23 protein-coding genes and 1 other RNA gene are annotated in these 24896 nt (G+C 52.9%); 8 read left to right on the plus strand and 16 right to left on the minus strand.

Annotation, left to right across the window (positions count from 1 at the left end; genetic code table 11):
• The first annotated feature begins 9 nt into the window (after positions 1-9).
• Positions 10-402: a winged helix-turn-helix transcriptional regulator gene (locus tag GOB58_RS01610; protein WP_086553537.1), complete on the plus strand. Its 393-nt coding sequence runs from the start codon at positions 10-12 to the stop codon at positions 400-402.
• A gap of 95 nt (positions 403-497) precedes the next feature.
• Here the strand turns inward: GOB58_RS01610 and rpsA are convergent, their stop codons facing one another.
• The 3 genes from rpsA to aroA form a co-directional block, all read right to left on the minus strand.
• A complete protein-coding gene (gene rpsA / locus GOB58_RS01615; RefSeq protein ID WP_086553538.1) occupies positions 498-2210 on the minus strand; it encodes a 30S ribosomal protein S1 in 1713 nt (570 codons plus the stop codon).
• 301 nt (positions 2211-2511) lie between these two features.
• Positions 2512-3156 carry a (d)CMP kinase gene (gene cmk / locus GOB58_RS01620; protein ID WP_173559136.1) on the minus strand — a complete coding sequence of 215 codons (645 nt, stop codon included), beginning with the start codon at positions 3154-3156 and terminating at the stop codon, positions 2512-2514.
• Entirely contained in the window at positions 3153-4514 is a 1362-nt protein-coding gene (gene aroA / locus GOB58_RS01625; RefSeq protein ID WP_173559137.1) for a 3-phosphoshikimate 1-carboxyvinyltransferase, read from the minus strand. Before aroA ends, cmk begins: the two co-directional genes overlap by 4 nt.
• 251 nt (positions 4515-4765) lie before the next feature.
• On the opposite strand from aroA, the gene GOB58_RS01630 reads away from it, so the two are divergent.
• Complete coding sequence (locus tag GOB58_RS01630) at positions 4766-5104, plus strand: FYDLN acid domain-containing protein (protein ID WP_086553541.1); 339 nt, start codon at positions 4766-4768, stop codon at positions 5102-5104.
• 46 nt (positions 5105-5150) lie between these two features.
• Here the strand turns inward: GOB58_RS01630 and folB are convergent, their stop codons facing one another.
• The 6 genes from folB to ffs all read right to left on the minus strand — a co-directional run bounded on the left by folB (position 5151) and on the right by ffs (position 9481).
• A complete protein-coding gene (folB, locus tag GOB58_RS01635) occupies positions 5151-5552 on the minus strand; it encodes a dihydroneopterin aldolase (RefSeq protein ID WP_086553542.1) in 402 nt (133 codons plus the stop codon).
• A gap of 10 nt (positions 5553-5562) precedes the next feature.
• A complete protein-coding gene (locus GOB58_RS01640; RefSeq protein WP_173559138.1) occupies positions 5563-6366 on the minus strand; it encodes an SDR family oxidoreductase in 804 nt (267 codons plus the stop codon).
• A gap of 29 nt (positions 6367-6395) precedes the next feature.
• The gene (gene recR, locus GOB58_RS01645; RefSeq protein ID WP_086553544.1) at positions 6396-6989 is read right to left on the minus strand and encodes a recombination mediator RecR; all 594 of its coding nucleotides are present in this window, start codon (positions 6987-6989) and stop codon (positions 6396-6398) included.
• Positions 6990-6995: 6 nt separating this feature from the next.
• Positions 6996-7319, minus strand: coding sequence for a YbaB/EbfC family nucleoid-associated protein (locus GOB58_RS01650; protein WP_086553545.1), 324 nt, complete (start codon positions 7317-7319; stop codon positions 6996-6998).
• 86 nt (positions 7320-7405) lie between these two features.
• On the minus strand, positions 7406-9325 hold the full coding sequence (locus GOB58_RS01655; RefSeq protein ID WP_173559139.1) for a DNA polymerase III subunit gamma/tau: 1920 nt from the start codon (positions 9323-9325) through the stop codon (positions 7406-7408).
• Between the two features lie 58 nt (positions 9326-9383).
• Positions 9384-9481: signal recognition particle sRNA small type (gene ffs, locus GOB58_RS01660), an RNA gene on the minus strand.
• A 233-nt stretch (positions 9482-9714) separates the two neighbouring features.
• Between ffs and GOB58_RS01665 the strand changes: the two genes are divergently transcribed.
• Positions 9715-10065, plus strand: coding sequence for a hypothetical protein (locus GOB58_RS01665; RefSeq protein WP_143295965.1), 351 nt, complete (start codon positions 9715-9717; stop codon positions 10063-10065).
• Between the two features lie 13 nt (positions 10066-10078).
• Here GOB58_RS01665 and mdoH read toward each other — a convergent pair whose 3' ends face one another.
• The 3 genes from mdoH to GOB58_RS01680 all read right to left on the minus strand — a co-directional run bounded on the left by mdoH (position 10079) and on the right by GOB58_RS01680 (position 14218).
• Positions 10079-12220, minus strand: a complete 2142-nt coding sequence (gene mdoH / locus GOB58_RS01670; protein ID WP_173559140.1) for a glucans biosynthesis glucosyltransferase MdoH — start codon at positions 12218-12220, stop codon at positions 10079-10081.
• Positions 12208-13773, minus strand: a complete 1566-nt coding sequence (locus GOB58_RS01675; RefSeq protein WP_086553549.1) for a glucan biosynthesis protein — start codon at positions 13771-13773, stop codon at positions 12208-12210. The genes mdoH and GOB58_RS01675 overlap by 13 nt, the downstream gene beginning before the upstream one ends.
• A gap of 91 nt (positions 13774-13864) precedes the next feature.
• On the minus strand, positions 13865-14218 hold the full coding sequence (locus GOB58_RS01680; RefSeq protein WP_086553550.1) for a winged helix-turn-helix domain-containing protein: 354 nt from the start codon (positions 14216-14218) through the stop codon (positions 13865-13867).
• 137 nt (positions 14219-14355) lie between these two features.
• On the opposite strand from GOB58_RS01680, the gene GOB58_RS01685 reads away from it, so the two are divergent.
• A complete protein-coding gene (locus GOB58_RS01685) occupies positions 14356-14838 on the plus strand; it encodes a GNAT family N-acetyltransferase (RefSeq protein WP_242005180.1) in 483 nt (160 codons plus the stop codon).
• 2 nt (positions 14839-14840) lie between these two features.
• Here the strand turns inward: GOB58_RS01685 and recA are convergent, their stop codons facing one another.
• Positions 14841-15878, minus strand: a complete 1038-nt coding sequence (gene recA / locus GOB58_RS01690; RefSeq protein WP_086553551.1) for a recombinase RecA — start codon at positions 15876-15878, stop codon at positions 14841-14843.
• Positions 15879-16136: 258 nt separating this feature from the next.
• Positions 16137-17492, minus strand: coding sequence for a gamma-glutamyltransferase (locus GOB58_RS01695; RefSeq protein WP_173559265.1), 1356 nt, complete (start codon positions 17490-17492; stop codon positions 16137-16139).
• Between the two features lie 247 nt (positions 17493-17739).
• Between GOB58_RS01695 and GOB58_RS01700 the strand changes: the two genes are divergently transcribed.
• Positions 17740-18513 (plus strand): DsbA family protein, encoded by a 774-nt coding sequence (locus tag GOB58_RS01700; protein ID WP_173559142.1) that lies wholly within the window; start codon positions 17740-17742, stop codon positions 18511-18513.
• A gap of 53 nt (positions 18514-18566) precedes the next feature.
• Here the strand turns inward: GOB58_RS01700 and hemA are convergent, their stop codons facing one another.
• The gene (gene hemA / locus GOB58_RS01705) at positions 18567-19835 is read right to left on the minus strand and encodes a 5-aminolevulinate synthase (protein ID WP_086553553.1); all 1269 of its coding nucleotides are present in this window, start codon (positions 19833-19835) and stop codon (positions 18567-18569) included.
• An 89-nt stretch (positions 19836-19924) separates the two neighbouring features.
• A complete protein-coding gene (locus GOB58_RS01710; protein WP_086553554.1) occupies positions 19925-20401 on the minus strand; it encodes a hypothetical protein in 477 nt (158 codons plus the stop codon).
• A gap of 245 nt (positions 20402-20646) precedes the next feature.
• Here GOB58_RS01710 and GOB58_RS01715 point away from each other — a divergent pair, with 245 nt between their 5' ends.
• Genes GOB58_RS01715 through GOB58_RS01725 form a run of 3 tightly spaced genes read left to right on the plus strand, consistent with a single transcriptional unit; the run spans position 20647 to position 24868 of the window.
• Positions 20647-22638, plus strand: coding sequence for a transketolase-like TK C-terminal-containing protein (locus GOB58_RS01715; protein ID WP_173559143.1), 1992 nt, complete (start codon positions 20647-20649; stop codon positions 22636-22638).
• Positions 22623-23645 carry a type I glyceraldehyde-3-phosphate dehydrogenase gene (gene gap, locus GOB58_RS01720; protein ID WP_173559144.1) on the plus strand — a complete coding sequence of 341 codons (1023 nt, stop codon included), beginning with the start codon at positions 22623-22625 and terminating at the stop codon, positions 23643-23645. Before GOB58_RS01715 ends, gap begins: the two co-directional genes overlap by 16 nt.
• Entirely contained in the window at positions 23645-24868 is a 1224-nt protein-coding gene (locus tag GOB58_RS01725; RefSeq protein WP_086553557.1) for a phosphoglycerate kinase, read from the plus strand. The genes gap and GOB58_RS01725 overlap by 1 nt, the downstream gene beginning before the upstream one ends.
• Positions 24869-24896: the final 28 nt, after the last annotated feature.

The following is a 24896-nucleotide window of genomic DNA, read 5'->3' on the forward strand; positions in this document are numbered from 1 at the left end:
TGAAGACACATGGTTACCACCAGGAAACTACGGGAGGTCCCCTCAGACCATTATAATGTTTTTGCCAAAGAATGTCCTGCCCGCATGGTGCTCGACCGCATAGGCGATAAATGGGCCCTGCTGATTCTTGATCATTTAAAATCAGGCAAAACACGCTTTAACGAGCTGAAGCGAAGCGTTGGCGGCATTTCGCAAAAAGTACTCTCAGGCGTACTAAAAACACTTGAACGTGACGGACTGATTTATCGTGAGGTGTATCCCACTGTGCCGGTCACAGTTGAATACTCTCTCACCCCCCTGGGGGAAACACTCACTGAAGCCATAAGTGCCGTAACGCACTGGGCCGAACTGCATATGAAAGAAATTCTTTCAGCCCGTGAGGCCTATGACCTGAAAGTCTGATGGCCACAAAAAAAGGTGGGGCTGTTACCAGCACCACCCTTTCTGAGCACTCAGCCCCAGTGTGACATCGCCACACCGGGATTGCACGAGATCTCTTAAGCGTCTGTGTTACGACGACGAATAGCCGCACCCAGAATATCACCCAGAGAAGCACCGCTGTCAGATGAACCGTAGTCACTGATAGCCTGCTTATCTTCTTCAACTTCACGACCTTTAATGGTCAGTGCCAGTTTACGGGCTGCGCGGTCAACAGAAACAACCTTCGCATCAACGCGCTCACCAACAGCGAAGCGCTCTGGGCGCTGCTCTGCTTTATCGCGAGCCAGCTCTGCACGACGGATGAAGCCGGTCAGAACGTCGTCAACTTTCACTTCGATGCCGTTAGACTGGATCGCTGTGACAGTGCAGGTAACGATCGCACCTTTCTGAACACTGATCAGAACGTCAGCTGCCGGATCTTCCTGAAGCTGTTTGATACCCAGAGAAATACGTTCTTTCTCTACGTCTACGTCAAGAACCTTGGCTTTAACAACCTGGCCTTTTTCGTAGTTTTTCATAGCTTCTTCGCCGGTTTCTTCCCATGACAGGTCAGACATGTGAACCATGCCATCAATGTCAGCTGAGAGACCAACGAACAGACCAAACTCAGTAATGTTGCGGATTTCGCCTTCTACAACAGCACCGACTTTGTTTTCTTCAGCAAACTGTTCCCACGGATTACGCTGAACCTGTTTCAGGCCCAGAGAAATACGGCGTTTCGTGCTGTCAACATCCAGAACCATGACGTCAACTTCCTGAGAAGTAGCGACAATTTTTCCAGGATGAACGTTTTTCTTCGTCCATGACATTTCAGAAACGTGAACCAGACCCTCAACACCTGGCTCCAGCTCAACAAACGCACCGTAATCAGTGATGTTTGTAACGCGACCTGAATAACGCGCACCTGGCGGATATTTCAGAGCAACATTTTCCCATGGATCAGCTTCGAGCTGTTTCATACCCAGAGAGATGCGCTGCGTGTCAGAGTTGAAGCGGATAACCTGAACGCGAACAGGCTGGCCAATCTGCAGTGCTTCTGAAGGATGGTTGATGCGTTTCCATGCAATGTCGGTGACATGCAGCAGACCATCAACGCCACCCAGGTCAACGAAGGCACCGTAGTCAGTGATGTTTTTAACAACACCGTCAAGGATCATACCTTCTGTCAGGCCCTGGATCAGCTCACTACGCTGTTCAGCGCGTGTTTCTTCCAGAACGGCACGACGTGACACAACGATGTTGCCACGGGCGCGATCCATTTTCAGGATCTGGAAAGGCTGAGGAACACCCATCAGAGGGCCGACATCACGCACGGGGCGAATGTCAACCTGGCTGCCGGGCAGGAACGCCATAGCGCCACCCAGATCAACAGTGAAACCACCCTTAACGCGACCGTAGATGGTACCATTAACGCGCTGATTAGCTTCGAAAGCTTTCTCAAGGCTGGTCCATGCTTCTTCACGGCGTGCTTTTTCGCGTGACAGAACGATGCTGCCGTCGCGATCTTCGTAGCGCTCAACATAGAGCTCAACGACATCACCTGGTTTTACGTCAGGAGAAACGCCAGGAGGAGCGAACTCACGCAGAGAAACGCGGCCTTCGCTTTTCAGGCCAACGTCAACGATAGCGAATTCGTCGGTGAGGCGAACAATACGGCCACGGACAACTGATCCGTCAAAGCCGGCGTCGCGGCCAAGAGTTTCATCAAGAAGGGTAGCAAAGTCTTCGCCACGGAAGTGATCCGTGGTCGGGGTTACGGCTGAAGCCATGTGTTACTGTAAATCCTGCACCAGTCAGCATAATGGCATGAGACTGGTCATTCCTGCGCATTGCACAAAGCAACACGACTTGCCCGAAAACACGCACAGAAGACCATTCTTCAGGGGTTTTACCGAGCCATATGTCAACATTACAGAAATCCGCACACAATGTGCACGGACACTCCTGTTGGCAGAGAAACCATCTCATGGGCGCTTGTCAACATAAACCCTGAGTTTTTTCTCTCAGACTCGGATAAAATGTCAGAAACCGTGTTTTCTCAGTCAGAGCATGTGGCAGCCTGAGCTCCCCTCACCTGGTAAGACGCTCCCGCGCATAAGCCAGAGCCTGGGCAAGCACCTGATCAGCATCAAGATGATCTGTTTCTATCTGCAGCGCATCCCCGGCAGGCTTAAGCGGAGCAACAGCACGCTGAGAATCGGCCAGATCGCGTGCGCTGAGAGCCTCCTGCGTTTCTTTTAAAACCAGGGCTGCATCCGGGGCCTGCATATCACCACCCTGCTGCAGAAAACGCCGTAACGCACGGGTCGCGGCTGATGCGGTGATAAAAAGCTTCACCTCAGCATCAGGAAAAATCACTGTGCCAATGTCACGACCATCAAGCACCGCCCCCTCCGGCCCGACAAAACTGCGCTGCGTAGCAATCAGAGCTTCACGGACAGCTGGCTGAGCAGCCACCTCACTGGCAGCCCGGGTAACATCAGGCGTGCGTAAATCCTTACGTGCCAGATCGGCCGGTGTCAGCCGGGTTGCAAAAGCCTCGGCAGGGTCTGCCGGGTTATCACCCGCATCAAGCACAAGGCGGCCCACCGCACGATAAAGCAAACCTGTATCAAGGTAAGGCACACCAAGCGCCTTAGCCAGGCGTTTAGCCAGAGTACCCTTGCCAGCCGCCGCCGGGCCATCAACAGCAATAACAGGGCCACGCACACTCATGCGGCAAGCCCTGCGCCAATACGGTTCAGCAGTTCAAAGAACCCCGGAAAGCTGGTGTTGATAAAAGTTGTATCATCAACCTCCACAGGCTGATCCGCCACCATACCGAGTACAGTCGCACTCATAGCCAGGCGATGGTCCATATGTGTCCCGACACATCCGCCACCAGGGATGGCGCCCTTTGTACCATGCACAATCAGGTCATCCCCCTCAACGCTTGTGCGCACACCATTAACCTCAAGCAAAGCAATGGTTGAAGCAAAACGATCGCTCTCTTTCACACGCAGTTCACCCAGACCACGGAAACGCGATACGCCCTCAGCATAAGCGGCGGCCACAGACAGAACAGGATATTCATCAATCATAGAGGACGCACGCTCAGCAGGGACGTCGACAGCCCTGAGAGCTGAAGCCTTTACCCGCAGGTCACCTGTTGGCTCACCCGCCTCAATACGCTGGTTAAGCACCTCAATCTGCCCACCCATTTCGCGCAGTGTGTCAAACAGCCCTGTGCGCAACACGTTCAGACCAACATTCTCGATCACGACCTCAGAGCCCGCGACAAGCAAAGACGCCACAACAATAAAAGCGGCTGAAGACGGGTCGCCCGGCACTATCACATCAGCGGCCTTAAGGCTCTGCCCACCCTGCAGACGAATAATACGACCTCCGGCAGATGTTTCCTCAACACTGATCTGCACACCAAAATGCTTCAGCATATTTTCTGTATGGTCACGAGTCGGCACAGGCTCCTCAACACGGGTTTCCCCCTTCGCATTAAGGCCTGACAACAAAATAGCAGACTTAACCTGAGCTGATGCCACCGGCAGGCGATATTCAAGAGCTTTTGGCTCTGCGCTTCCCTGAATAGCAAGAGGCAGCCTGCCCCCTTCGCGGCTCATGAAACGAGCCCCTGTTTCAGAAAGAGGAATGATAACCCGTTTCATTGGTCTGCGACGCAGACTGGCATCCCCCGTCATCACACTCATCATGTTATGACTGGCCAGAATGCCACTGAGTAAACGGGCTGATGTGCCGGAATTACCCATGTTCAGAACATCAGCAGGCTCCTGCAACTGTCCCAGGCCACGCCCTTCAACAGTCCATGATCCGTCTGCATGACGGTGAATAACAGCACCCAGTGCACGCATGGCGTCAGCTGTGCACAGCACATCCTCGCCCTCAAGCAGGCCTGTGATATGGGTTGTACCCTTCGCCAGAGCAGAGAGCATCAGGGAACGGTGACTGATGGATTTATCACCAGGGACGACAGTGGTCCCTGTCAGAGGGGACTGAACGCGGCTGACACGCAACGGGCGAACCGCGGCACCTGAGGGGGAGGTTTCTGACTGTTTCATAGCTGCATTTTCTCGGTATTACGGGGCATCAAGTCAATCCGTCACTGTGCAGAAAACGCCATCAAAGCAAGAAAAAACGATTTTTTGAGCTATCAGGGTTTGACACAAACTCTATGCAATGGCATCTGGCCACGGCTTAATCACCATTATTGAGTCTGCGGTTTCGACTGTCGGAACCGGGATTCGTTCCTTATTCAGGAAGGCTTTGCCGCCTTTCTGATCTCTGCTCATGATCGACAGGTAGTAGCAAGATGTCTCAGCAGCCCGATCTCGGCACCAAACGCGTCTGCGTCTCCTGTGGTGCCCGCTTTTACGATCTCGACCGCCCAACAGCCATCTGCCCGAAATGTGGCACGGCTCAGCCTGATCTCGTGCCGCGCCTGCGTCGCACAAGTGACAGCCTGATTTCCAGCTCGTCTAATACGACACCGGCTCAGAAAGATGAGGATGATCTGGATCTCGGCACAGATACCGATACAGATGCCGATGCAGATCTTGATGATGCACCGGAACTGGATGACGACGACGATGATGATGACATCAGCTCAGATATCGATGTCACCACCGACAAAGAAGATCACGATTCGTGATCTGATAAAAAACCTCATCACTGTCATGGTGATGAGGTTTTTTTATTCAGGCTATTTTTTGCCGGCGTTCAATTTCAACGCCAACCGACTCGATTTCTTCAAACACATCGAGTTTTTCTATTTTCACTCTGACAACCTGCACACGCTGATCAGCCAGCACGCCAGCTGCAATACGCTCGGCCAGTGTCTCCACCAGTCTCACATGCCCTTCAGCAATGATCTGGTGCACAAGCCTGACAACATGCTCGTATGACACCGTACGGCTAAGGTCATCCTGCCCGACCTCAAGGTCGTTTCTGTCAGGAACACCAAAAGCAACAGATACACGAATACGCTGCGTCACATTCAGTTCATGCGGAAAAACGCCAATATAGGCATCAATCAGCATATTATTGATAAACAGACAGCGCAGAGGCTGCTCGCTCACCCAGGGCGCAAAAACAGTCATATTTCTTTTCTCACTCTTCCTGAGCAGACTGCGCTGAAACCGGAGACCACTGTAAATGCTGCCCTCCGTCCAGGGCAAGCATCTGCCCGGTCACAGATGGCAGGGCCAGAAATGCAAGAGCAGCCCGGGCCACTTCGTCGGGTGATGTACCATGCCCAAGCGGCACAGATGCACACTGACGGGCAAACTGTGCGTCACTCTGCCTTGTACTGGCGAGGGCCGGACCAGGCCCTATAGCATTTACTCTGATTTTATGAGGAGCAAGTGCCAGAGCCATAGTTTGTGTCAGAGTCCATAATGCACTTTTTGACACGGTATAACTGACAAAGTGAGGCGTAAGCGACCAGACCCGCTGGTCAAGCATGTTTAAAATTACCCCCTCAGCCTCTGCCGGCAATGCTTTACCAAAGGCCTGCATAAGCACAAAAGGGGCACGCAGGTTAGGCTGCATATGTTCTGCCCAGCTGTCAGCCGTAACTTCATCCCACTCGTCACGTTCAAAAGTCGAAGCATTATTGATCAGCACCCCTAACGGGCCACCAAGAGCCGCAGCGGCACGCGGCAAAAGAGTTTTTGTATCCTCTTCCACCATCATATCCGCCTGAAGCAGACATGCCTTACGCCCCAGAACCTCAACAGCACGCAGGGTTTGTTCTGCCTCAGCTGTCTCTTCCCGGTAATGAATGGCAACATCAAACCCGGCGCGGGCCAGTGCCATGACCATAGCCTGCCCCAGCCGTGCCTTTCCACCCGTCACCAGGGCACGACGCGGCACCGCCTGCGACACAGGCAGAGTATTATGTTCTTCTGACATGATTTCTCCTTTGACAGCAGCGGCTTACACTACGCCGGGCGACGGGCCCCGAGTGCTGCAGCCAGTGTGCCATCATCAAGCACATCAAGGGCGCCACCGGCTGGTACACCCTGCGCAACCCGGCTTAGTGTCACCTCATACTCAGCCAGCCTGTCCATCAGCCAGTGCATGGTTGTTGCACCCTCAACAGTTGCACCCAGCGCAAGAATGATCTCACGCACCTGCCCCGCATCAAGGCGCGCCAGTAAGGACGCAATATTAAGATCTTCAGGACCGACGCCTGCCAGAGGTGACAATGTACCCCCGAGCACCTGATACACCCCGCCATGCACTCCGGCACGCTCAAGCGCCCACAAATCGCCCACTGTTTCAACGACGCAGACAAGCCGCTGATCACGCGTTTCATCTGTGCAAATATGACACGGATCAGAGGTATCAAGATTACCACAGGTGGAACAGGTTGTGACGGCCTGCCCCGTCTGATCGAGTGCTCTGAGCAAAGGCTGCAGGCGAGCCTGCGGGTCACGCAGCAGGTAAAGCACGATGCGGCGCGCCGAGCGTGGACCAAGACCAGGAAGACGCCCGAACAGCCTTATCAGCTGCTGTATTTCGTGCCCGCCCATAAGAGGTCAGAAAGGAAGTTTCATACCGGCGGGCAGGTTCAGACCACCTGTCACTTTTTCCATCTCTTCTGCGGCTTTCACGTCAAGTTTGGTGCGGGCATCAGCACAGGCCGCAACGATCAGGTCCTGAAGCATTTCCATCTCAGCAGGGTCAGCAAGCTTAGGGTCGATCGTGATGGAACGCATATCACCTTTACCGCTCAGAAGAACCGTTACCATACCGGCACCTGAACTGCCTTCAATTGTCATTGCCTCAAGGGTCGCCTGCATGGCTTCCATTTTAGACTGCATCTGAGAGGCCTGTTTCATCAGACCGGCTAAGTTTTTCATTGTGTCTCTCCTGCTGGTGCCGCACAAAGCAGCATTTTTTGTTAAGAAATAAAATAAGCATCTCAGCCCCGTACTGCTACCCCGCCTTAATCAAAAGACAGGCCTGGGTCTGTCGGACGCTCATCTTCATCTGTCAGTTCAGCATCAACCGGTGCAAATATAAGATCGGGAATCTCCTCAGGGGGGAGACCATACTCATCCAGAGCATGATCTTTCACATCCCCCAGCTCCGCCTCAGGGAAAACCTTAAGAATGGCCTGAACCAGGGGATGAGCCTGCACATCCTGGCGCTGAAACTGAATAATTTCAGCACCCTGTTCATCCAGAGTCGGTTCACCTTCCTCCTGAGACAAAGTAATGCGCCATGACATACCGGTCACAGCCTGCAAAACTGTCTGTAAAGGCTTAACAGGATGAGGGGTTGCACCTTCTTTAATGCGAATAACAATATGACCGGGCGCAAACGACACCAGGTGCACAGCATGGCGCAACACGCCATGTAAACTCGCCTGGCGCTCCTGCCTGACCAGAGCAACAACCTCCCGCCAGCTGCGGGGCTGAGCGGATACGGCTTCAGCCTGGGGAGCACTCTGCACCGTATCAGGTTCAGGTAAACGTAAGGCTGTCGCACCACCACCCTGCCCACCAGAAACAACCTGCGGCATAACCCGGCTGCTGCCAGATGGAGGCATGCTCTCAGACGGTGCATCCTGCCTGCGCTCCACCGGAGCCTGCGGCGGCATACCACCAGCAGAAAGCTGCTTAATCACCTCCCCCGGCGATGGCAGGTCTGCAACATAGCACAGGCGGATCAGCACCATATCAGCCGCAGCACGACGATCAGGTGCCTGTTCGACCTCCTGAATACCTTTTACAAGCATCTGCCAGGCACGCATCAGCACAGGCACAGGCAGGCTGTCGGCCAGTGCAGCCCCACGTACACGCTCAGCCTCAGGCATATCCGCGGCATCTCGCAGACCCGGAACGGCCCTCAGACGAGATACTGTGTGAATCAGATCAAGTATATCATTCAGCACGAGGCCGGGGTCAGCCCCGCGTGCATGCGCTGCATCAGCCAGGGCAAGTGCCGTATCAGGCTTGCCGGTCATCACCGCTTCAAGCAGGTCAAACACAACCTGACGGTCAGCAAGGCCGAGCATATCGGTCACAACAGCGGCACTTACCTCATCCTCAGCCGTACCGCGGGTAGCAGCCTGGTCAAGCAGCGACAGGCCGTCACGCACCGAACCATCAGCCGCACGGGCGATAAGAGCCAGGGCATCAGACGAGAGACGAAGTGCTTCTTTTTCGGCAATACGCTGAAAAAGAGCTACGAGGTCAGACTGTGCAACACGCCGCAGGTCAAAACGCTGACAGCGCGACAAAACCGTTACCGGTACTTTACGCAGCTCCGTCGTGGCGAAAATAAAAGTGACCTGAGCCGGTGGCTCCTCAAGAGTTTTCAGCAACGCATTAAATGCATTACGCGAGAGCATATGCACTTCATCAATGATGAAGACCTTCATGCGCCCCTGCATAGGGCGAAAGCGCGTAGCTTCTATAATCTCACGTACATCATCAACACCGGTGCGCGAGGCTGCGTCCATCTCGAGCACGTCTGGATGACGGTCTTTTAAAATAGCAACACAGTTAGCACAGACACCGCACGGGTCGGCCGTGGGGCCACCCTGTCCGTCCGGACCGGTGCAGTTAAGGGCACGGGCGATAATACGGGCTGTTGTTGTTTTACCCACGCCGCGCACGCCTGTGAGCATAAACGCATGTGCCACACGCCCAAGCCTGAAAGCATTGCGCAATGTGCGCACCATAGCGTCCTGACCGATAAGGTCATCGAACGTTGCAGGCCGGTATTTTCGGGCCAGAACACGATAGGGTGCAGCGGGGGAAGAAACCGGCTCTAAAAAACCGTCGGAGAAACCGGGCTGCTCCAGGAGGGAATCGGGAGGCTCCGCCTGAGGAGAGCCGGCATCGGCCTTATCGGTCATTGCGGTTCCGGATAATGGAGACTGGCTCTGCCTGTCCCTTATTTGTAAGGGAATAACAGGTGGAAAGCCGAACAATGACCCGGACGAAACTCACTGTGGCTGCTTCCTTCCGGATCTGACCAGGTCAACAAGGTATCCGTCCACTGCCGACTTTCCGTCGCAAGCGATAACACCAAACTGGCCCTGCTGCCAAGTCCGTATCTGGCACTTCTGCCACTGCGGCACAGATTTTCTTCCTTTACATGGCAAAAAAGAGCACAAAGAGGCTATAGACACAGCCATACTGTTTAAAATTTCTCCGCCAGACATAAGAAAGTGTAAACGTGCTCAGATTAAAAACATCCTCATTTATACCTGTTGTTTTCTCTGCTTTTTGCTGCTTTTCCTCGGTGGCACATGCTGAAAAAAAAGATTCAGTTAACGGTAATGTACCCAATGCTCAGCTGCAGAAAGAGCTCGCTGTTTTACGCTTTCAGCCTGATTCAGCCAGTGAATCCTGTATTAATGCCCTTAAAGAGCTGCACAAAACCCAGGATCTGATTGACAAAAAAGAGCAGCGTTCATCCAGCGACCCTGATCTGGCTATTGCCCATGATGTTCTGGAATCAGATTTCGAAAATGCGATCGAAATGTGCTCCCCTGATGTGCGCAGATTATGTGGTGTGCATGACCCCGACGTAAAGCTTGCCAAAGCCTGTGAAAACGTTGGCAGCCTGCCTGACACGACGCCAGAAAACTAATATTACCCGCTTCTTATTTCTCAGGCAGCGCAACCAGGGCTTCAACCCCTTCGCGGCACCCCAGTACAGCAGCTTTCTCTTTGATCGTCAGAGCATGCTCAGCAACAGCAACACTGGGGGCCTCCTTCACCTTTAGCAGACCAACCAGGCGATCAGCACTGATCGGTTCACCAGGCTGGCGTGGGCGAGGCAGCATCTCAAGATGCGCTTTACGCAATGCCTTATTTTTACGCAGAGCAGAAATTGCACCCTCAGGCAGAATATCTGCCTCGGTTTTCAGTTCATTCTGTACAGTGACCAGGACCTCAGGAGGGTATGTTTCTTCCGGAATAAGCAAAACGCCTGCCCGACGCAGTGCTTCACCTGTCTTGCGACTGCTGGTCAGCACCACGAGAGGGATAGCCAGCAACAGCCCCAGCAGAACAGGTGTCATCCAGAAAAATAAAGCCGATGATACAATCCATGCACCACATCCCAGTACGAGACCAAAGAGTGTGAACTTAGTGTACTGCTTTACGACAATTTTAACCGGAAAATCTCCATCATCACGACGCTGAGCATTCCACCCGGAATCATGCCCGGATAAAATAGAAACCACAGCAGAGGTCTGAATCAGCATAGCAACCGGTGCAATCAACCCGCCGATAAAGGTTTCGACAAGCACAGAAATGGCGGCTCTGATAAAGCCACCGCACCCTTTGCGGGTCGTTTTATCAAAAAGCAAAGCAATATAAGCCAGAAATTTTGGAGCCAGCAGCACCAGCATCGTACCAATAAACACATATTTTGCCTGCACCGGGTCAACATGTGGCCAGTTAGGATAAAGCGTTTTGGTATCGCCAAAATATTCGGGGCGCTGAAAATGGGCCTGCAAAGAAATACAAATACCGGTCAGCAGAAAAATCAGCCACAACGGTGACGTAACATAAGCTCCTATGCCAACAATCATATGCATACGGCTGATCCAGCTCAGCCCTCTGGCTGGCAGAACCTTCATATGCTGCAGATTACCCTGGCACCAGCGCCGGTCGCGAATAGCAACGTCAGTCAGCGAGGGGGGACTCTCCTCATAAGAACCATCAAGAGCCGGCACCATATGAATGGCCCAGCCACCCCGGCGCATCAGCGCAGCCTCGACAAAGTCATGGCTGAGAATATGCCCGCCAAAAGGTGGTCGCCCCGGGACATGAGGCAGCCCGGCCTGAGAGGCAAATGCACGGGTGCGGATAATCGCATTATGCCCCCAGTAATTCCCCTCAGAGCCATGCCACCAGGCAATACCATGTGCAATAACCGGACCATACACACGCCCGGCAAACTGCTGCATGCGGGCAAAAAGTGTACCCCCGCCTACAATCACCGGTAATGTCTGAATAAGCCCCACATTCGGGTGGCGCTCCATCGCTCCTGCCATACGCACCAGTGTGTCACCCGACATCACAGAATCTGCATCCAGCGTGACCATATGCGCGTAAGCACCGCCAAAACGACGCACCCACTCACCAATATTACCGGCTTTACGCTCAGTATTGTTATGACGACGGCGGTAATACACACGCCCGCCCGGCCCTGTGTAATCACGCAAAGCCAGAAAAGCAGCCTCTTCTTCAATCCACACATCAGGCTGCGTCGTATCAGACAAAATAAACAGATCGAACGCACCGATCTGCCCTGTTGCCTTCAGACTGCTATATATAGCTTTAAGGCCTGCCATAACCCGGTGTGGTGATTCATTATAAACCGGCAGCAACAGAGCCGTACGGCTTTGCAGCTCAGGCAATGGTCCGGAACGGGTCAGCCCCAGACCAAGGCCGCCGCGGGTCAGCATAGAAAAAAAGCCCGCACAGGCTGAGGTGAAAGCCAGCCCTATCCAGAAAAACAGCAACACAAAAAGCGCGAGCATCGTAAACCCGAGCAGCGTGACACCATTGGCGTCAAGCACCAGGTGCATATGCCAGGCACCATAGACTGTCAGCGCGAGCGCCGAACCCAGAACAGACAGCCGCCGCAAAACAATAGTGCGGGGCTCTGTTACCGGCGTGCGGGGTCGCCCCTCTTTATCCGGCCGGGCAGAAAAGCTCTGCTCAGGCATAAAAAGAGGTGACTCAGCAGGCAACGCTTCAAAAGCTGAAATGTCAGGTGTTACGGAGTCCATTTATAAAGCCATTTTTCTGAAATAGGCCCGTCATCTGTTGCCAGTACAGCCTGCAATTCAGCCACTTTTTCATTACCAGGAACAAACTCAAATGTTGTACGCCAGCCTTTAATATTAGGATTAGGCTCAACCACAACATTACGGATCGTGCCTGATGTTGTCTGTGGAATAAGGTGAAAATGTGTGTCTGCCGGTAAATGCTTAAACGGCTCACCCGTAAAATCAATTGCAAAGAAACGGGCCGTTTTATCATCCGTCACGGCACCAACACGTGTTGCACCAACGCGCGCCTGTGACGTGGGGAATGGGTTATCAGCCCCCCAGTACATGCGATACGTGAAATTATATTCCTTACCTGCAACCAGCGGTGCTTTAGGCCGCCAGAAAGAGACAATATTATCATTCACCTCATTCGGTGTGGGGATTTCAACCAGGTCAACCCAGCCCTCACCCCAGTCTCCTATAGGTTCAACCCACAAAGAAGGACGTTTTTCGTAATTGAGCGCGAGATCTTCAAAATCATGAAAATTACGACGCCGCTGCATCAGCCCGAAACCATGGGGCGAAACATCAGCAAATGCTGAAAACTGGAGGTCAAGCGGGTTACGCAGAGGGCGGAACAGCTGCTGACCTGCCCCTGTCCAAATTTGCAGAGCCTCGCTGTCATGTGCGGCAGGGCGCCAGTCATCAACATGATTACGATCGTTTGAATCAAAATAGAACATACCCGTCAGGGGAGCGATGCCAGACTGCTTCATCTCTACCCGTGGGAACAAAGACGACTTCACATCGAAAATTGTTGTATCACCTGGGCGGATAGAGAAGCTGAATGCCCCGGTAACTGACGGACTGTCGAGCAGACCATGCACGACGATCGTATCAACATTAAGAGCGGGTTTTTCAAGCCAGAAAGCGCGGAACAGAGCAAATTCCTCACCCTTGGCATCGCCGGTACCGTTCGCAAAGCCACGCGCTGACAAACCGTAATTTTGCCCTTTGGCAACAGCACGGAAGTACGATGCCCCCAGAAAGACGCAGAACTCTTCCATCACACCAGGGGTATTAATCGCTGTGCGCAAACGTAGCCCGGCAAAACCAAGGTTATCCTGCACTTTTAAGGCCGGGTCAGCATAACTGAACAAATCAGGGCTGTAAGGAACCGGCGCTGACTGGCCGTCTTTTACTTCATAAATATCGATACGCGGCCGATAGAGAAAACCACGTGGGAAAAACTCAACATCAAAATCGAGATGCTCGCCGTACCACAGCGCTTTGTCCTCGCGGTATTCAATACCCCGGAACTGATCAAAATTCAGGTTATCAATCGCTGCGGGCAAAGTCTGATCAGGCCCGGCATAAGGAGCCGCAGCAAGACGCTTTGCTATCTGCCGCACAGTATCCTGAGTAAAAGCCCCTGTCGCACCAGCCATCTGAGCAACATGGGATGCTTCAGCTGCACTGGCCTTACGTGCAGAAAACCCCTGCGCCAGCGTAGCGAGAGTAGCTCCGGCTCCACCCTTTATAATGTCTCGTCGCTGTATAGATGACGACACGCCTGATCTCCTGTTATACACCGCTTTATTCTGCGATATTATTTTTCATCCGGACTATGCTGACCATACTTATATGAATTTAGATTTTTTTTTAAGTCTTTGTCTTCTGACCTGCCAGCAAACGGCGTAAACGGGCCATATCCTCAGCACAGGCAACTGCTGCCTCTGCTTCCATTTTGCGATAAAGGGCGAGTACTGCAAGCCCCAGTTGCGTAACCGTAGCGCCGCCGCCGCCGCCCGTGCGTGTTGTCACTACAGGAGAGGAAAAAAGCTGATTGAGGCTGTCAACCAGAAGCCATGTCCGCCTGTAAGACATGCCCATGGCCCGCCCGGCTGCAGAAATAGAGCCCGTTTCGGCAAGTTTTTCAAGTAAACGTATTTTCCCGTGACCCAGCACAGGCGTATCATCTGCATCAAGGCGCAGCGTGAGTCTTACTTCCGGCATGATCTGACAGCTTCAGTTCACAGCAGAGAATATTTGCATGAGACGCTAAACCTCTGAATAGCTATTTTTTTCAACTAAATAAGTCGGGACATTTTAAAATAATGCCTGTTATGTGCCCCTCTAGCATCTGGCGCCTCATGACACCAGACGATCTTATCAGTGTCACCAGCCTGGCCACACAGATACACACTGACTACCCCGAAGATGCGGCAGTTTTTGCCAACCGCCTGCAACTGGCACCTGATGGCTGTTTTGTGCTGAACAAAGGAGCATTGATTGAGGGGTATATTCTCAGTCACCCCTGGTTTGGGTGCATAACACCGAAACTAAATGCCATACTCACAGCCCTGCCTCAGGCCCCTGACCGCTGGTATATCCACGATATTGTATTAAGTCCTACAACAAGAGGGCTGGGACTTGCCGGCACCGGTATTGCTCTGATGGAAACCATAGCCCGAAGCTATGCTCTGCCCTGCATCAGTCTGGTTTCAACACGGCTTGCCCTGAAATTCTGGGAGAAACAGGGATTCACACCAGAAAACATTTCTACGGAAGAAGAAAAAGTGCTGGCTTCTTATGACCCCGAAGCCAGACTTTTATCACGCATAATAGCAGACTAACTCTACTCGTCTGCGTCTGCACTTTCATCAGGCTCAGGTGACGCCATCATGGAATCTGCCACTACACCGGCATGAACACGTACTTTTTGTTCAATATCTGCCGCCATTTCAGGGTGATCACGCAGAAACTGCTTGGCATTTTCACGGCCCTGGCCAATGCGCTGGCTATCGTAGGAGAACCAGGCGCCTGACTTTTCAACCACGCCAGCTTTCACACCAAGGTCAAGCAACTCGCCGACCTTACTCACCCCTTCGCCATACATAATGTCAAATTCAACCTGGCGAAAAGGAGGGGCCATTTTATTTTTAACGACCTTAACCCGGGTCTGATTACCCACGACTTCATCTTTATCTTTAATAGAGCCGATACGACGAATATCGAGACGCACTGAGGCATAAAATTTCAGTGCGTTACCCCCCGTTGTTGTCTCGGGGCTGCCGAACATTACACCGATTTTCAGACGAATCTGGTTAAGGAAAATCATCATGGTGTTAGAGCGTGCGACCGAACCTGTCAGCTTACGCAATGCCTGGCTCATCAGCCGGGCATGCAGGCCAACATGGCTGTCGCCCATATCACCCTCAAGCTCTGCACGCGGCACAAGAGCTGCCACACTGTCGACAACCAGCACATCAATTGCACCCGAACGCACGAGCGTATCGGCAATTTCAAGTGCCTGCTCACCCGCATCCGGCTGGCTGATCAGCAGGTTATCAACATCAACGCCAAGCTTTTTGGCATATCCGGGGTCCAGAGCATGCTCAGCATCAATAAAAGCGCAGGTGCCGCCTTTTTTCTGTGCTTCAGCAATAGCATGCAAAGCAAGAGTGGTTTTACCAGAACTCTCCGGGCCGTAAATCTCGATTACGCGACCACGTGGCAAACCACCAATGCCGAGCGCAATATCAAGCCCCAGAGAGCCGGTAGGAATGACGTCAGCCTGTTCACGCGGGCGCTGGCCCAGCCGCATAACAGACCCTTTACCAAAAGCACGCTCGATCTGCCCGAGTGCACCTTCAAGAGCTTTTGCCTTATCCATACCCTACCCTTCCTGCTGTCTGTCAGACATTATACTGCACAGGCTGCACGGTGCGCCTGTATTTTGATTCTACGGGCGCTTCCTGCTTAAGCGCATGCCTGACAACACCCGTTTCAGCCCGTCATACTGCCTGTTCTGCACACTCAGCACAACGCATTAAGAAACCGTTCTTCTTTTGTTTTATTTAGGAACAAAAGAAGAACATGTGTAGTGAAATTATTGAAAAAATGCAAGCTGTGTATCCGACAGAGCCGTGTCTTATTTTTTCTGGTTATCCTGGTTACCGGAAACCGCCAGACCGCTGCCACGAGGGTCTGTCCAGCCGAAGCATTTTTTTTCATCTCCCGGCAAACCGTCGCGACATGACACAAAATTTGCACGTCCATTGCCATTACCCACTTTAGGTTTCACCCCTAAAATAGCAGCCCTGAGCGCAATTGCTGCTGTATCAGCTGCGACATTTTGCCCTGAAGCTGTTGCGGCAGCATGGAAATAATCTTTGTTTTTATGTGCTATCGCCGCCGCCAGCATAGGCAGAGGTAATCTGGCAGGAGAGGCTGCAAGAACGATACCTGTAGAACCTGCGACACGGCCTGTACCAAACAGATTATTCATTGTCAGAGCACAACCAACAGTCTCTCCCTGGCGGTCAGTCACAATGAAGGAGGTAGATGCCGGCAGAGCACTCAGGTTACCCCCCTGAGGGAAACGCTGCGAATCCACCATAGACTGCGCCATATTTACATTTATCGGCTTACCATTCGTCTGATTACGCCAGCCTGACACGACGGATTCACCAATCAGCACACCCTGATTCTGATGATGTGTCAGAGCCGCCGCCATACCCAGACCACCATCAGCCGGAGGAGGCAGTAAATTCACCCTCAACCCGTTAATATCCAGAGATAAAGGAGCCGAAACCGTTGCGAGGTTGCGCCTCATATCAGCCATAGACACTCCCCCACCGGCATCGTGAGCAGCCTGAGAGAACACCTGACCAAGAGAGCCTGTATATAAATCACCTGTCCCGGCTGTGCGAATGCGCTCAAGAGATCCTGCAAGACGTGACTGCACCATCAGGTCATTCGTCTTCAGAATTTCTCCTTTGCCATTGCTAAAAATCGCCTGTGCTTTTTCATCTGCCAGCAAGGCAGCGTCAACTGTGCTCAGATCTGAAGCCAGTAATGTGCCAACAGGCACACCGTCACGGGCCATATTACGAGCCGGCATCAGCGTTTCGGAGAAATCGACACTGCCATAATGCAACTGCATCAGATAAAAGCCACGCACCAGCATAGGGACCGCAGCAGGACGCTCAGCTCCTGCCTCCGTTCCCGCCGGGGGCAGAAACAGAAAAGCTTCGCCATTCTTCTGCCCGGGTTTCCAGGCAAGACAGGCACCACCGGCTCCCAGTGAAGCACGTGAAGGTAATGTTACAGATAAAGCCAGCCCCAGTGTTGCCGCAGCATCTGCCGCATTACCGCCCCGGGCCAGTACATCACGCGCAGCAAGCGCTGCCAGAGGTTCATCAGCGACAACTTCTCCGACAAAACCAGAAACAGCCGTGAGCTGAGGTGCTGAAGACCCTCCACAACCCGCCAGTAACGCTGCCATAAACAAACTGGCAGCCACACGTGCGGGAGCGGAAAAGATCGATGTACGTCGGGCAGAACCGGGGCTTAAATAACGCTCGGACACGTCAGGATCTCTCCATTTATTCTCAGATACGCTCACAGACAGATTTTAGCTGCCTTCTTTTCGATAGCCATCTTCGGCACACTCAGCAACACATACTCTGCGTTTGTGGTAAAGCTTTCTGTCTGCAATTCCCATTCTAACGCTTCTGCATTAGGGTAAAATCATGAAAAAATCAGTTTTTCCCTCTCTCAGGCAACTTACTTTTGTAACCGGTGCCTGTCTTTCGCTTTCAGGTTTTTCTGTACCAGCTTATGCTGACAGCCAGAGCTTTACACCCGAGCAGCGTAAAGAAATCGTAAACATTGTGCGCGACGCACTTAAAACAGACCCCTCTATTCTGGCAGATGCCGTTGCCTCCATGCAGGCGCAGGCCACAGCAAAGCAGCAGTCTGATGCTCTTGCCGCTGTACGGGCGCACAAAGACCTGTTTGGACAGAGCAACACAGACATTGTTCTGGGCAACCCTCATGGCACACTGGAAGTTGTAGAGTTTTACGACCCACGCTGCCCTTATTGCCGCAAGGTTCTGTCAGACCTGGACAAACTCGTTGCAAGCGAGCATGACCTGCGCCTGGTAGAAAAAATTGTGCCTGTTCTGGGCCCGAACAGTGTTCTCGACGCCCGTGCTATTCTGGCCGCCGGTGAGCAGCATGCTTACAAAGAGTTTCAGCTTGCTCTGATGAGCGACACGGCAAGTCCGTCAACAGATCGTATTCGCCGGGTTGCGCAGCATATTGGCCTGAATGCCAATCAGCTTATAAAAGACATGCAGAGCCCAAAAGTGGCTACCGCCCTGCATAACAACATAGAGCTGGCCCGCTCCATCAACCTCGACGGCACACCAACGTTTGTCTTTGGTGATCTGCAGATTGTTCCCGGTGCGGTTTCTCTCGATGAGTTAAAAACCGCTCTCGCCCGCATGCGAAAAAGCCACTGAAAAATTCAGACATTCCTCCTCGTTTAAGAGCAGGAATGTCTGCCAGCCAAAAGTTAGCCAACACCCTCTGGCTGCGGTTGCCAGGTGTGCACGATACCTTCCTCACGAAACAAAACAGAGAGCGCGCGCACCATATCATCCATCATTTCATCCGTATGTGACGGACCTGGTGTCAGGCGCAGGCGCTCTGTTCCGACAGGTACAGTCGGGTAATTAACAGGCGTTGCGTAATGCCCGAACTCCCGAAGCAGGCGCGCACTGATCCTTTTGCAACGCTCCGCATCACCGACAGGCACAGGTATGATATGACTTGGTGTCATCGTAAAAGGGATACCCGCAGCACGCAGACGCTGCCTGAAAGCATGCACCCGCTCAAAAATAGCATCACGACGCCAGTTTTCTGCCCTTACCTTTTTTACACTCACCAGGGCAGCGCCAACAACAGAAGGAGGCAAAGCCGTAGTGAAGATAAAACCGGATGCTGTTGATCGCAGGAAATCAATAATCTCAGCTGATGCTGTAACATAACCACCATGCACGCCAAAACCTTTAGCCAGGGTACCCTCGATGATATCAACCTGGTCGGCAACCGCATCACGCTGTGATACGCCGCCGCCTTCCTCGCCGTACAAACCAACAGCATGCACTTCATCAAGATAAGTCAGAGCATTATATTTGCGGGCCAGAGCACATGTACCGGCAATATCAGAGATATCGCCATCCATTGAATAAACACTCTCAAATGCAATCAGCTTAGGTGCATCAGCCGGCGCTGCCGCGAGTTTCTCTTCAAGGTCGGCCAGATTATTATGCTCAAAAATAACAGTCTGTGACCCTCTGGCCCCTTTGATGCCTGCAATCATTGATGCATGATTCATCTGATCCGAAAAACAGATCCAGCCTGGCATGGAGGTCAGAATTGTCTGTAATGTTGCCTGGTTAGATACATAGCCAGAAACAAAAAGCAGGCCGGCTTCTTTTCCGTGCAAAGCGGCCAGTTCGGCCTCAAGCTCAGTATGAAGCGGGCTTGAGCCGGCAATATTACGTGTGCCACCTGCCCCGGCACCATGCTCACGCACGGCAGCGACGGCGGCTTCCATCACCTCAGGCACAACTCCCATCCCGAGGTAATCATTGGTTGACCAGACAACAACTTCACGCCCTTCAGGTGGCGGTGCCATTCCCTCTTCATAGACAGGGAAACGGTCTGTCAGCCGCGACAGGGGCGTAAACGTGCGATAACGGCCCTGCTGCCTGATTTCGTCAAGAACCTCATGACACCGTTCATAAAACGGATGTCTGGCGTTTCTGGTTACTCTCACGCTGTTCTCTCCTTGCGTCACCACAGTAACCTGGGCGCGGCGTTTATGGCTTTTCTTTCGGCATTACGTCACATAAAAAAAATTGCGACTTACCGCACATATACCCTGACAACAGGCTTCGTCACTGATGAATCAGGCATAGCTGTTATCTCAACCTGCCCGGGCGGAGCACCCGCTTCTGTCAGAGCCTCAACCATAGCCTGACCATCTGTTTTCACCAGATCTGTCAAAGCAGATCTGTCATGATCCGGCAGCCCGCTTGAAGGCACCAGACATTTCACGGTAAATAAAATGTTTGCTTTGCTCTGCAAAGCCTTTTTTACCATCGTTTCTACAGGGACACGCCATTCTTCTGACGGCGTGCCGGCAACAACCTGAAGCAACGGAGGCACAGGAGGAGGACCTGGTGGCTGTGGCGGAATATAAGGTACAGGAGGTTTGCCCGCCTGTGGATTAAATGTTTTCTGGTCGATCAGCTTACAACCGCTCAGGCACAGAACCGCCCCCAGCAGTGCGCTCACCCTCATAACCGAGCGCTGTGCAGTAATAGAAATAACAGAGGGCATAACAGGCGCATCTCCACAACAGTAGCATCGCTTCTTACGCCCATTCTTCTCCGGCGCAAGAGTTCAAAAAATCATTCCCGGGGATAAGATACCCCTGTTACTCTCTTTTTACACAGTATTTCATTATAAAAGCACAGCGCATAAGGTTTTCTCTTGTCCCGCTGCTAAGGCGGTTTATACTACCGCCATTCTTACAGCGGGACAATCTGACCTGCTGCTGCACTGTCCTCTGAGACGAAAGCATTATGGCGACGTCAGACTCCACACGTCAGGGTCATCAGAAAAAAAATGAGCGGCGCTCTGCCCAGGCTACGGCAGTTTTGCGTATGGCTGGTACGGTCAGGCAACTTTTGTCTGAAACCGGGCATATCCCGCCTGCAAGCCGTGCTCTCGTTGAACTGATGTGTCTTCCGGTTACTGCTTTATGGTGTCGGGTACTGCGCTTTGACCCGCAAGCCCCTACGTGGCCTGACAGAGACCGCTTTCTTGTACCTTCCGCCTCTATGTTGCCACTGCTCGACATTATGCTCAGCCTGACTGGCAGCTCAGGCCCCTACAAAACGCCCCAAAACACGCACACTGAAATTGCCCCCGGGCCTGCCAGCTATGGTATTGCAGCCGCGGCCGGAATGGCACTGGGCGAGCAGACACTCGCCAGTCGCTTCGGCCGCTCTCTCATCAATCACCGGACATGGGCCGTTGTGCAGGATACAGACCTGGCGTCAGGAGCCGCGACAGAGGTCGCTCAGCTCGCAGGACAATCAGGCCTCGACCGGCTGACACTTCTGGTCGCATCACTATCTGACAGTCCCTCTCCTGAACTCATCACTTCACTCGCGCTTTTTCAGGCATCGGGGTGGAATATCCGTAAAATCACAGCGGGCGACCTGTCATCCGTTACATCCGCTCTGGCCGCGGCTCTGCGCTCAAGAAAGCCGACACTAATCGTCTGCTCCCCCTCACCGGCCCGCAAAAGCTCAGATGAGCAAAACTCCCTTCCTCCGGCAGAACTCACGGGGCCATGGAGTCTTACAGCACGGCGAGGCGCATCTGCGCGCCGTTCGTGGCTACGCCGCCTGGTAAGGCACCGGCAGCGCAGCACCTTTCAGCGCGAGCAGATGGAACAGCTGCCTCCCCTTTTGTCCGAAGACTGGCTGCGCACATGGCGCTGGCATATGCGCCGATCTCATGACAGATCAACAAAAAACGCAAGCCTTGTCGCCTTTCATACTCTGGCAGGTCTTCTGCCAGAAATTATGTGCCTCTCATCCTCCGCTCTTCCTCTGCCTTCTGACATCCTGACGGACCATACTTTATCCCCCCCTGAAAATAGCACCGTCATCTGCGGCTCTAAAGCTGAAGGGATGTCAGGTCTTATGATCGGACTCGCTCTGCATGGCGGGTTACTGGCCTGTTGCCAGGCCCCCCTGATAGCGGCAGACCGAATGATGACAGCCCTGCGTATGGTCGCCTTTATGCGCAGAAAAGTGCTGCTTTTGCTGACTGAAAACAAACTCAATCAGGACTGTCTCAGCGGTGGTCTGCTCTCAGCAGAGCAGCTGCCGGCACTGCGGGCCATTCCTCACCTTGCGGTGTTTCGTCCCGCCAATGTGCACGAAACATTTCAGTGCTGGGAGGCAGCTCTTCGCTGGAAAGACGGGCCGTGCGTGCTCAGCCTCACCCCGGATGAAAACCCTGACACCCCTTTTCCCAAAAGCTGTTTTGGCAGCCCATCGCGCGGCGGATATCTGCTGCAGCATCAGCATGCCCCCCAGGTCACCCTTATCGCCTCAGGCTCAGAGGTTGCCATCGCGCTCGAAGCATCGCACCATCTGGCGAAGCAGGAGATTCGTACCGCGGTCGTGTCACTTCCCTGCTGGAAACTTTTTGCGGACCAGCCTGAAACCTATCGCCAGAAGGTTCTGGGCGGATCTGGCATACGAGTCGGTATCGAAGCCGCCTCAGGTTTTGGATGGGAACAGTGGCTTAGTCCCGGTGGAGTTTTTGTAGATATGAACGCTCTGAACATTTCTGCTCAGACCGGCACCTCATATGATCGTTCCGGCAGCATTGCCGAAGCGGTCTGCGAAGTGGTGAAACATCACCTTTTCGCATCAGGCATGATGCGGGACTCTCTCCCGCAGGCAGGCCTCCCCTCCGTGGACAAAAACGCGGAAAGCCACTCTGGCAAAGTCATAAAACAAGAATGGAAAACTCAACAATGGCAGTCAAAATAGCAATTAACGGCTTCGGACGGATCGGGCGTCTTGTCCTGCGTGGACTGATTGAAAGCGGGCGGACAGACGTTGTGCCTGTAGCTATTAATGACCTGGGCAGCGTTGAAGCAAACGCGCATCTGCTCTCATATGACAGTGTGCACGGGCGTTTCCCTGCTGATGTAAAGGTTGACGGCAATAAGCTGATTATTTCTGCCAATGGCCGCACATGGGATCCGATTACTGTCTCTGCCGAACGTGACCCGTCAAAAGTACCTTTCAAAGGTATTGATGTGGCGATGGAATGTACAGGCCTGTTTACATCAAAAGAAAAAGCAAGCCCTCTGCTCCAGGCCGGCGCACGTAAGGTACTGATCTCAGCACCTGGTACTGATGTAGATGCGACAATTGTTTACGGTGTGAACCACGATATTCTGACATCGGATATGACTGTCGTCTCTAACGCTTCATGCACAACCAACTGCCTGGCACCAGTAGCAAAAATACTTGAAGATCATTACGGCATTGAACGCGGCTATATGGTCACCATCCACTCCTACACAGGTGACCAGCGCACAGTTGACACCCTGCACAAAGACCTCCGCCGCGCTCGTGCATCCGGGCTGAACATGATCCCGACATCAACCGGTGCTGCCCGTGCTGTAGGTCTTGTTCTGCCGCACCTCAAAGGCAAACTCGACGGCACAGCCATTCGTGTACCAACGGCTAACGTCTCTCTGGTATCACTTGATATTGTGCCTAAAAAAATCCCTGGATCGGTTGAAGAAATCAATGATCTCTTCAAAAAAGCCTCTGAATCCGGCCCGCTGGCTGGTGTTCTGGCCTATTCAGATGCCCCTCTGGTAAGCTCTGACTTTAACCATGCTATTGCCTCGTCCTCTTTCGATGCAACTCAGACCACCCTGGTTGATGGCGGCAAAATGGTTCGTGTCTGCTCATGGTATGATAACGAATGGGGCTTCTCTAACCGTATGGCTGACACGGCTGCTCTGCTGGGATCTCTGTAATGGCAGAACTCTCCTTCAACACACTCGATAATCTCAACCCGGCAGGTAAGCGTATTCTGCTGAGGGCGGATCTGAATGTACCGGTTAAAGATGGTAAGATTACCGACTTTAACCGTATTGAGCGGATTGTACCCACAATCCGCGAGCTCTCTGACAAAGGGGGGCGGGTTATTATCATCAGTCATTTTGACCGCCCCAAAGGCAAGGTTGTGCCTGCGATGTCACTTCAGCCTATAGCTGAAGCACTGGCCACAAAACTTGGCAAACCTGTCAGCTTTGCGCATGACTGCATTGGCCCGGATGCTGAGGCTGCGGCCATGTCTCTCAAAGACGGCGAAGTGCTGGTACTTGAAAATACACGCTTCTACCCTGGTGAAGAGGCCAATGCCCCTGACCTGGCCACAGCGCTCGCAAAACTGGGCGATGTGTACGTCAATGATGCGTTCTCAGCAGCACATCGTGCCCACGCCTCAACCACAGGCGTAGCAGACCATCTTCCTGCTTTTGCAGGACGTCTGATGCAGGCTGAACTGACAGCTCTCGACACCGCTCTTGAAAATCCTGACCATCCGGTCGGAGCCATTATTGGCGGAGCCAAGATCTCAACAAAACTGACTTTGCTGGAAAATCTTCTGGAAAAAGTTGATGTTCTGATCGTTGGTGGCGCAATGGCAAACACCTTCCTTGCGGCAAAAGGCTATAATGTCGGCAAGTCTCTCAAAGAAGAAGACATGCTGGATACAGCCCGCCAGATTATGGAAAAGGCTAAAGCCAGAAACTGCGAGCTGGTTCTGCCCGTCGACGTCGTGCTGACACAGGATTTTATTGCAGGCGCACCAACAACTGTCGCTGGTGTGGCTGACATTCCTGATGGCTGGATGGCTCTTGATGTTGGCCCTGAAACAGTCACGCTGCTGAAAGAAAAACTGAGCACTCTGAAAACACTGGTCTGGAACGGGCCACTTGGTGTTTTTGAGCTCCCTCCGTTTGATATTGGCACCACGACGATTGCTCTCGAAGCCGCACGCCTGACAAAAGCCGGCACGCTGAAAACGATTGCCGGTGGTGGGGACACAGTCTCTGCCCTGCGTCACGCCGGTGTGCTGCATGACATGACCTATGTCTCAACAGCAGGCGGCGCGTTTCTGGAATGGATGGAAGGCAAAATTCTGCCTGGCCTGACTGCTCTGAGCAGAACGCTTGAGCGCACTATTCCGATTTGACCGAACGATACCAAAGGTCTGGCAGATA

Source organism: Acetobacter thailandicus (genome assembly GCF_011516655.1).
Lineage (GTDB): Bacteria > Pseudomonadota > Alphaproteobacteria > Acetobacterales > Acetobacteraceae > Acetobacter > Acetobacter thailandicus.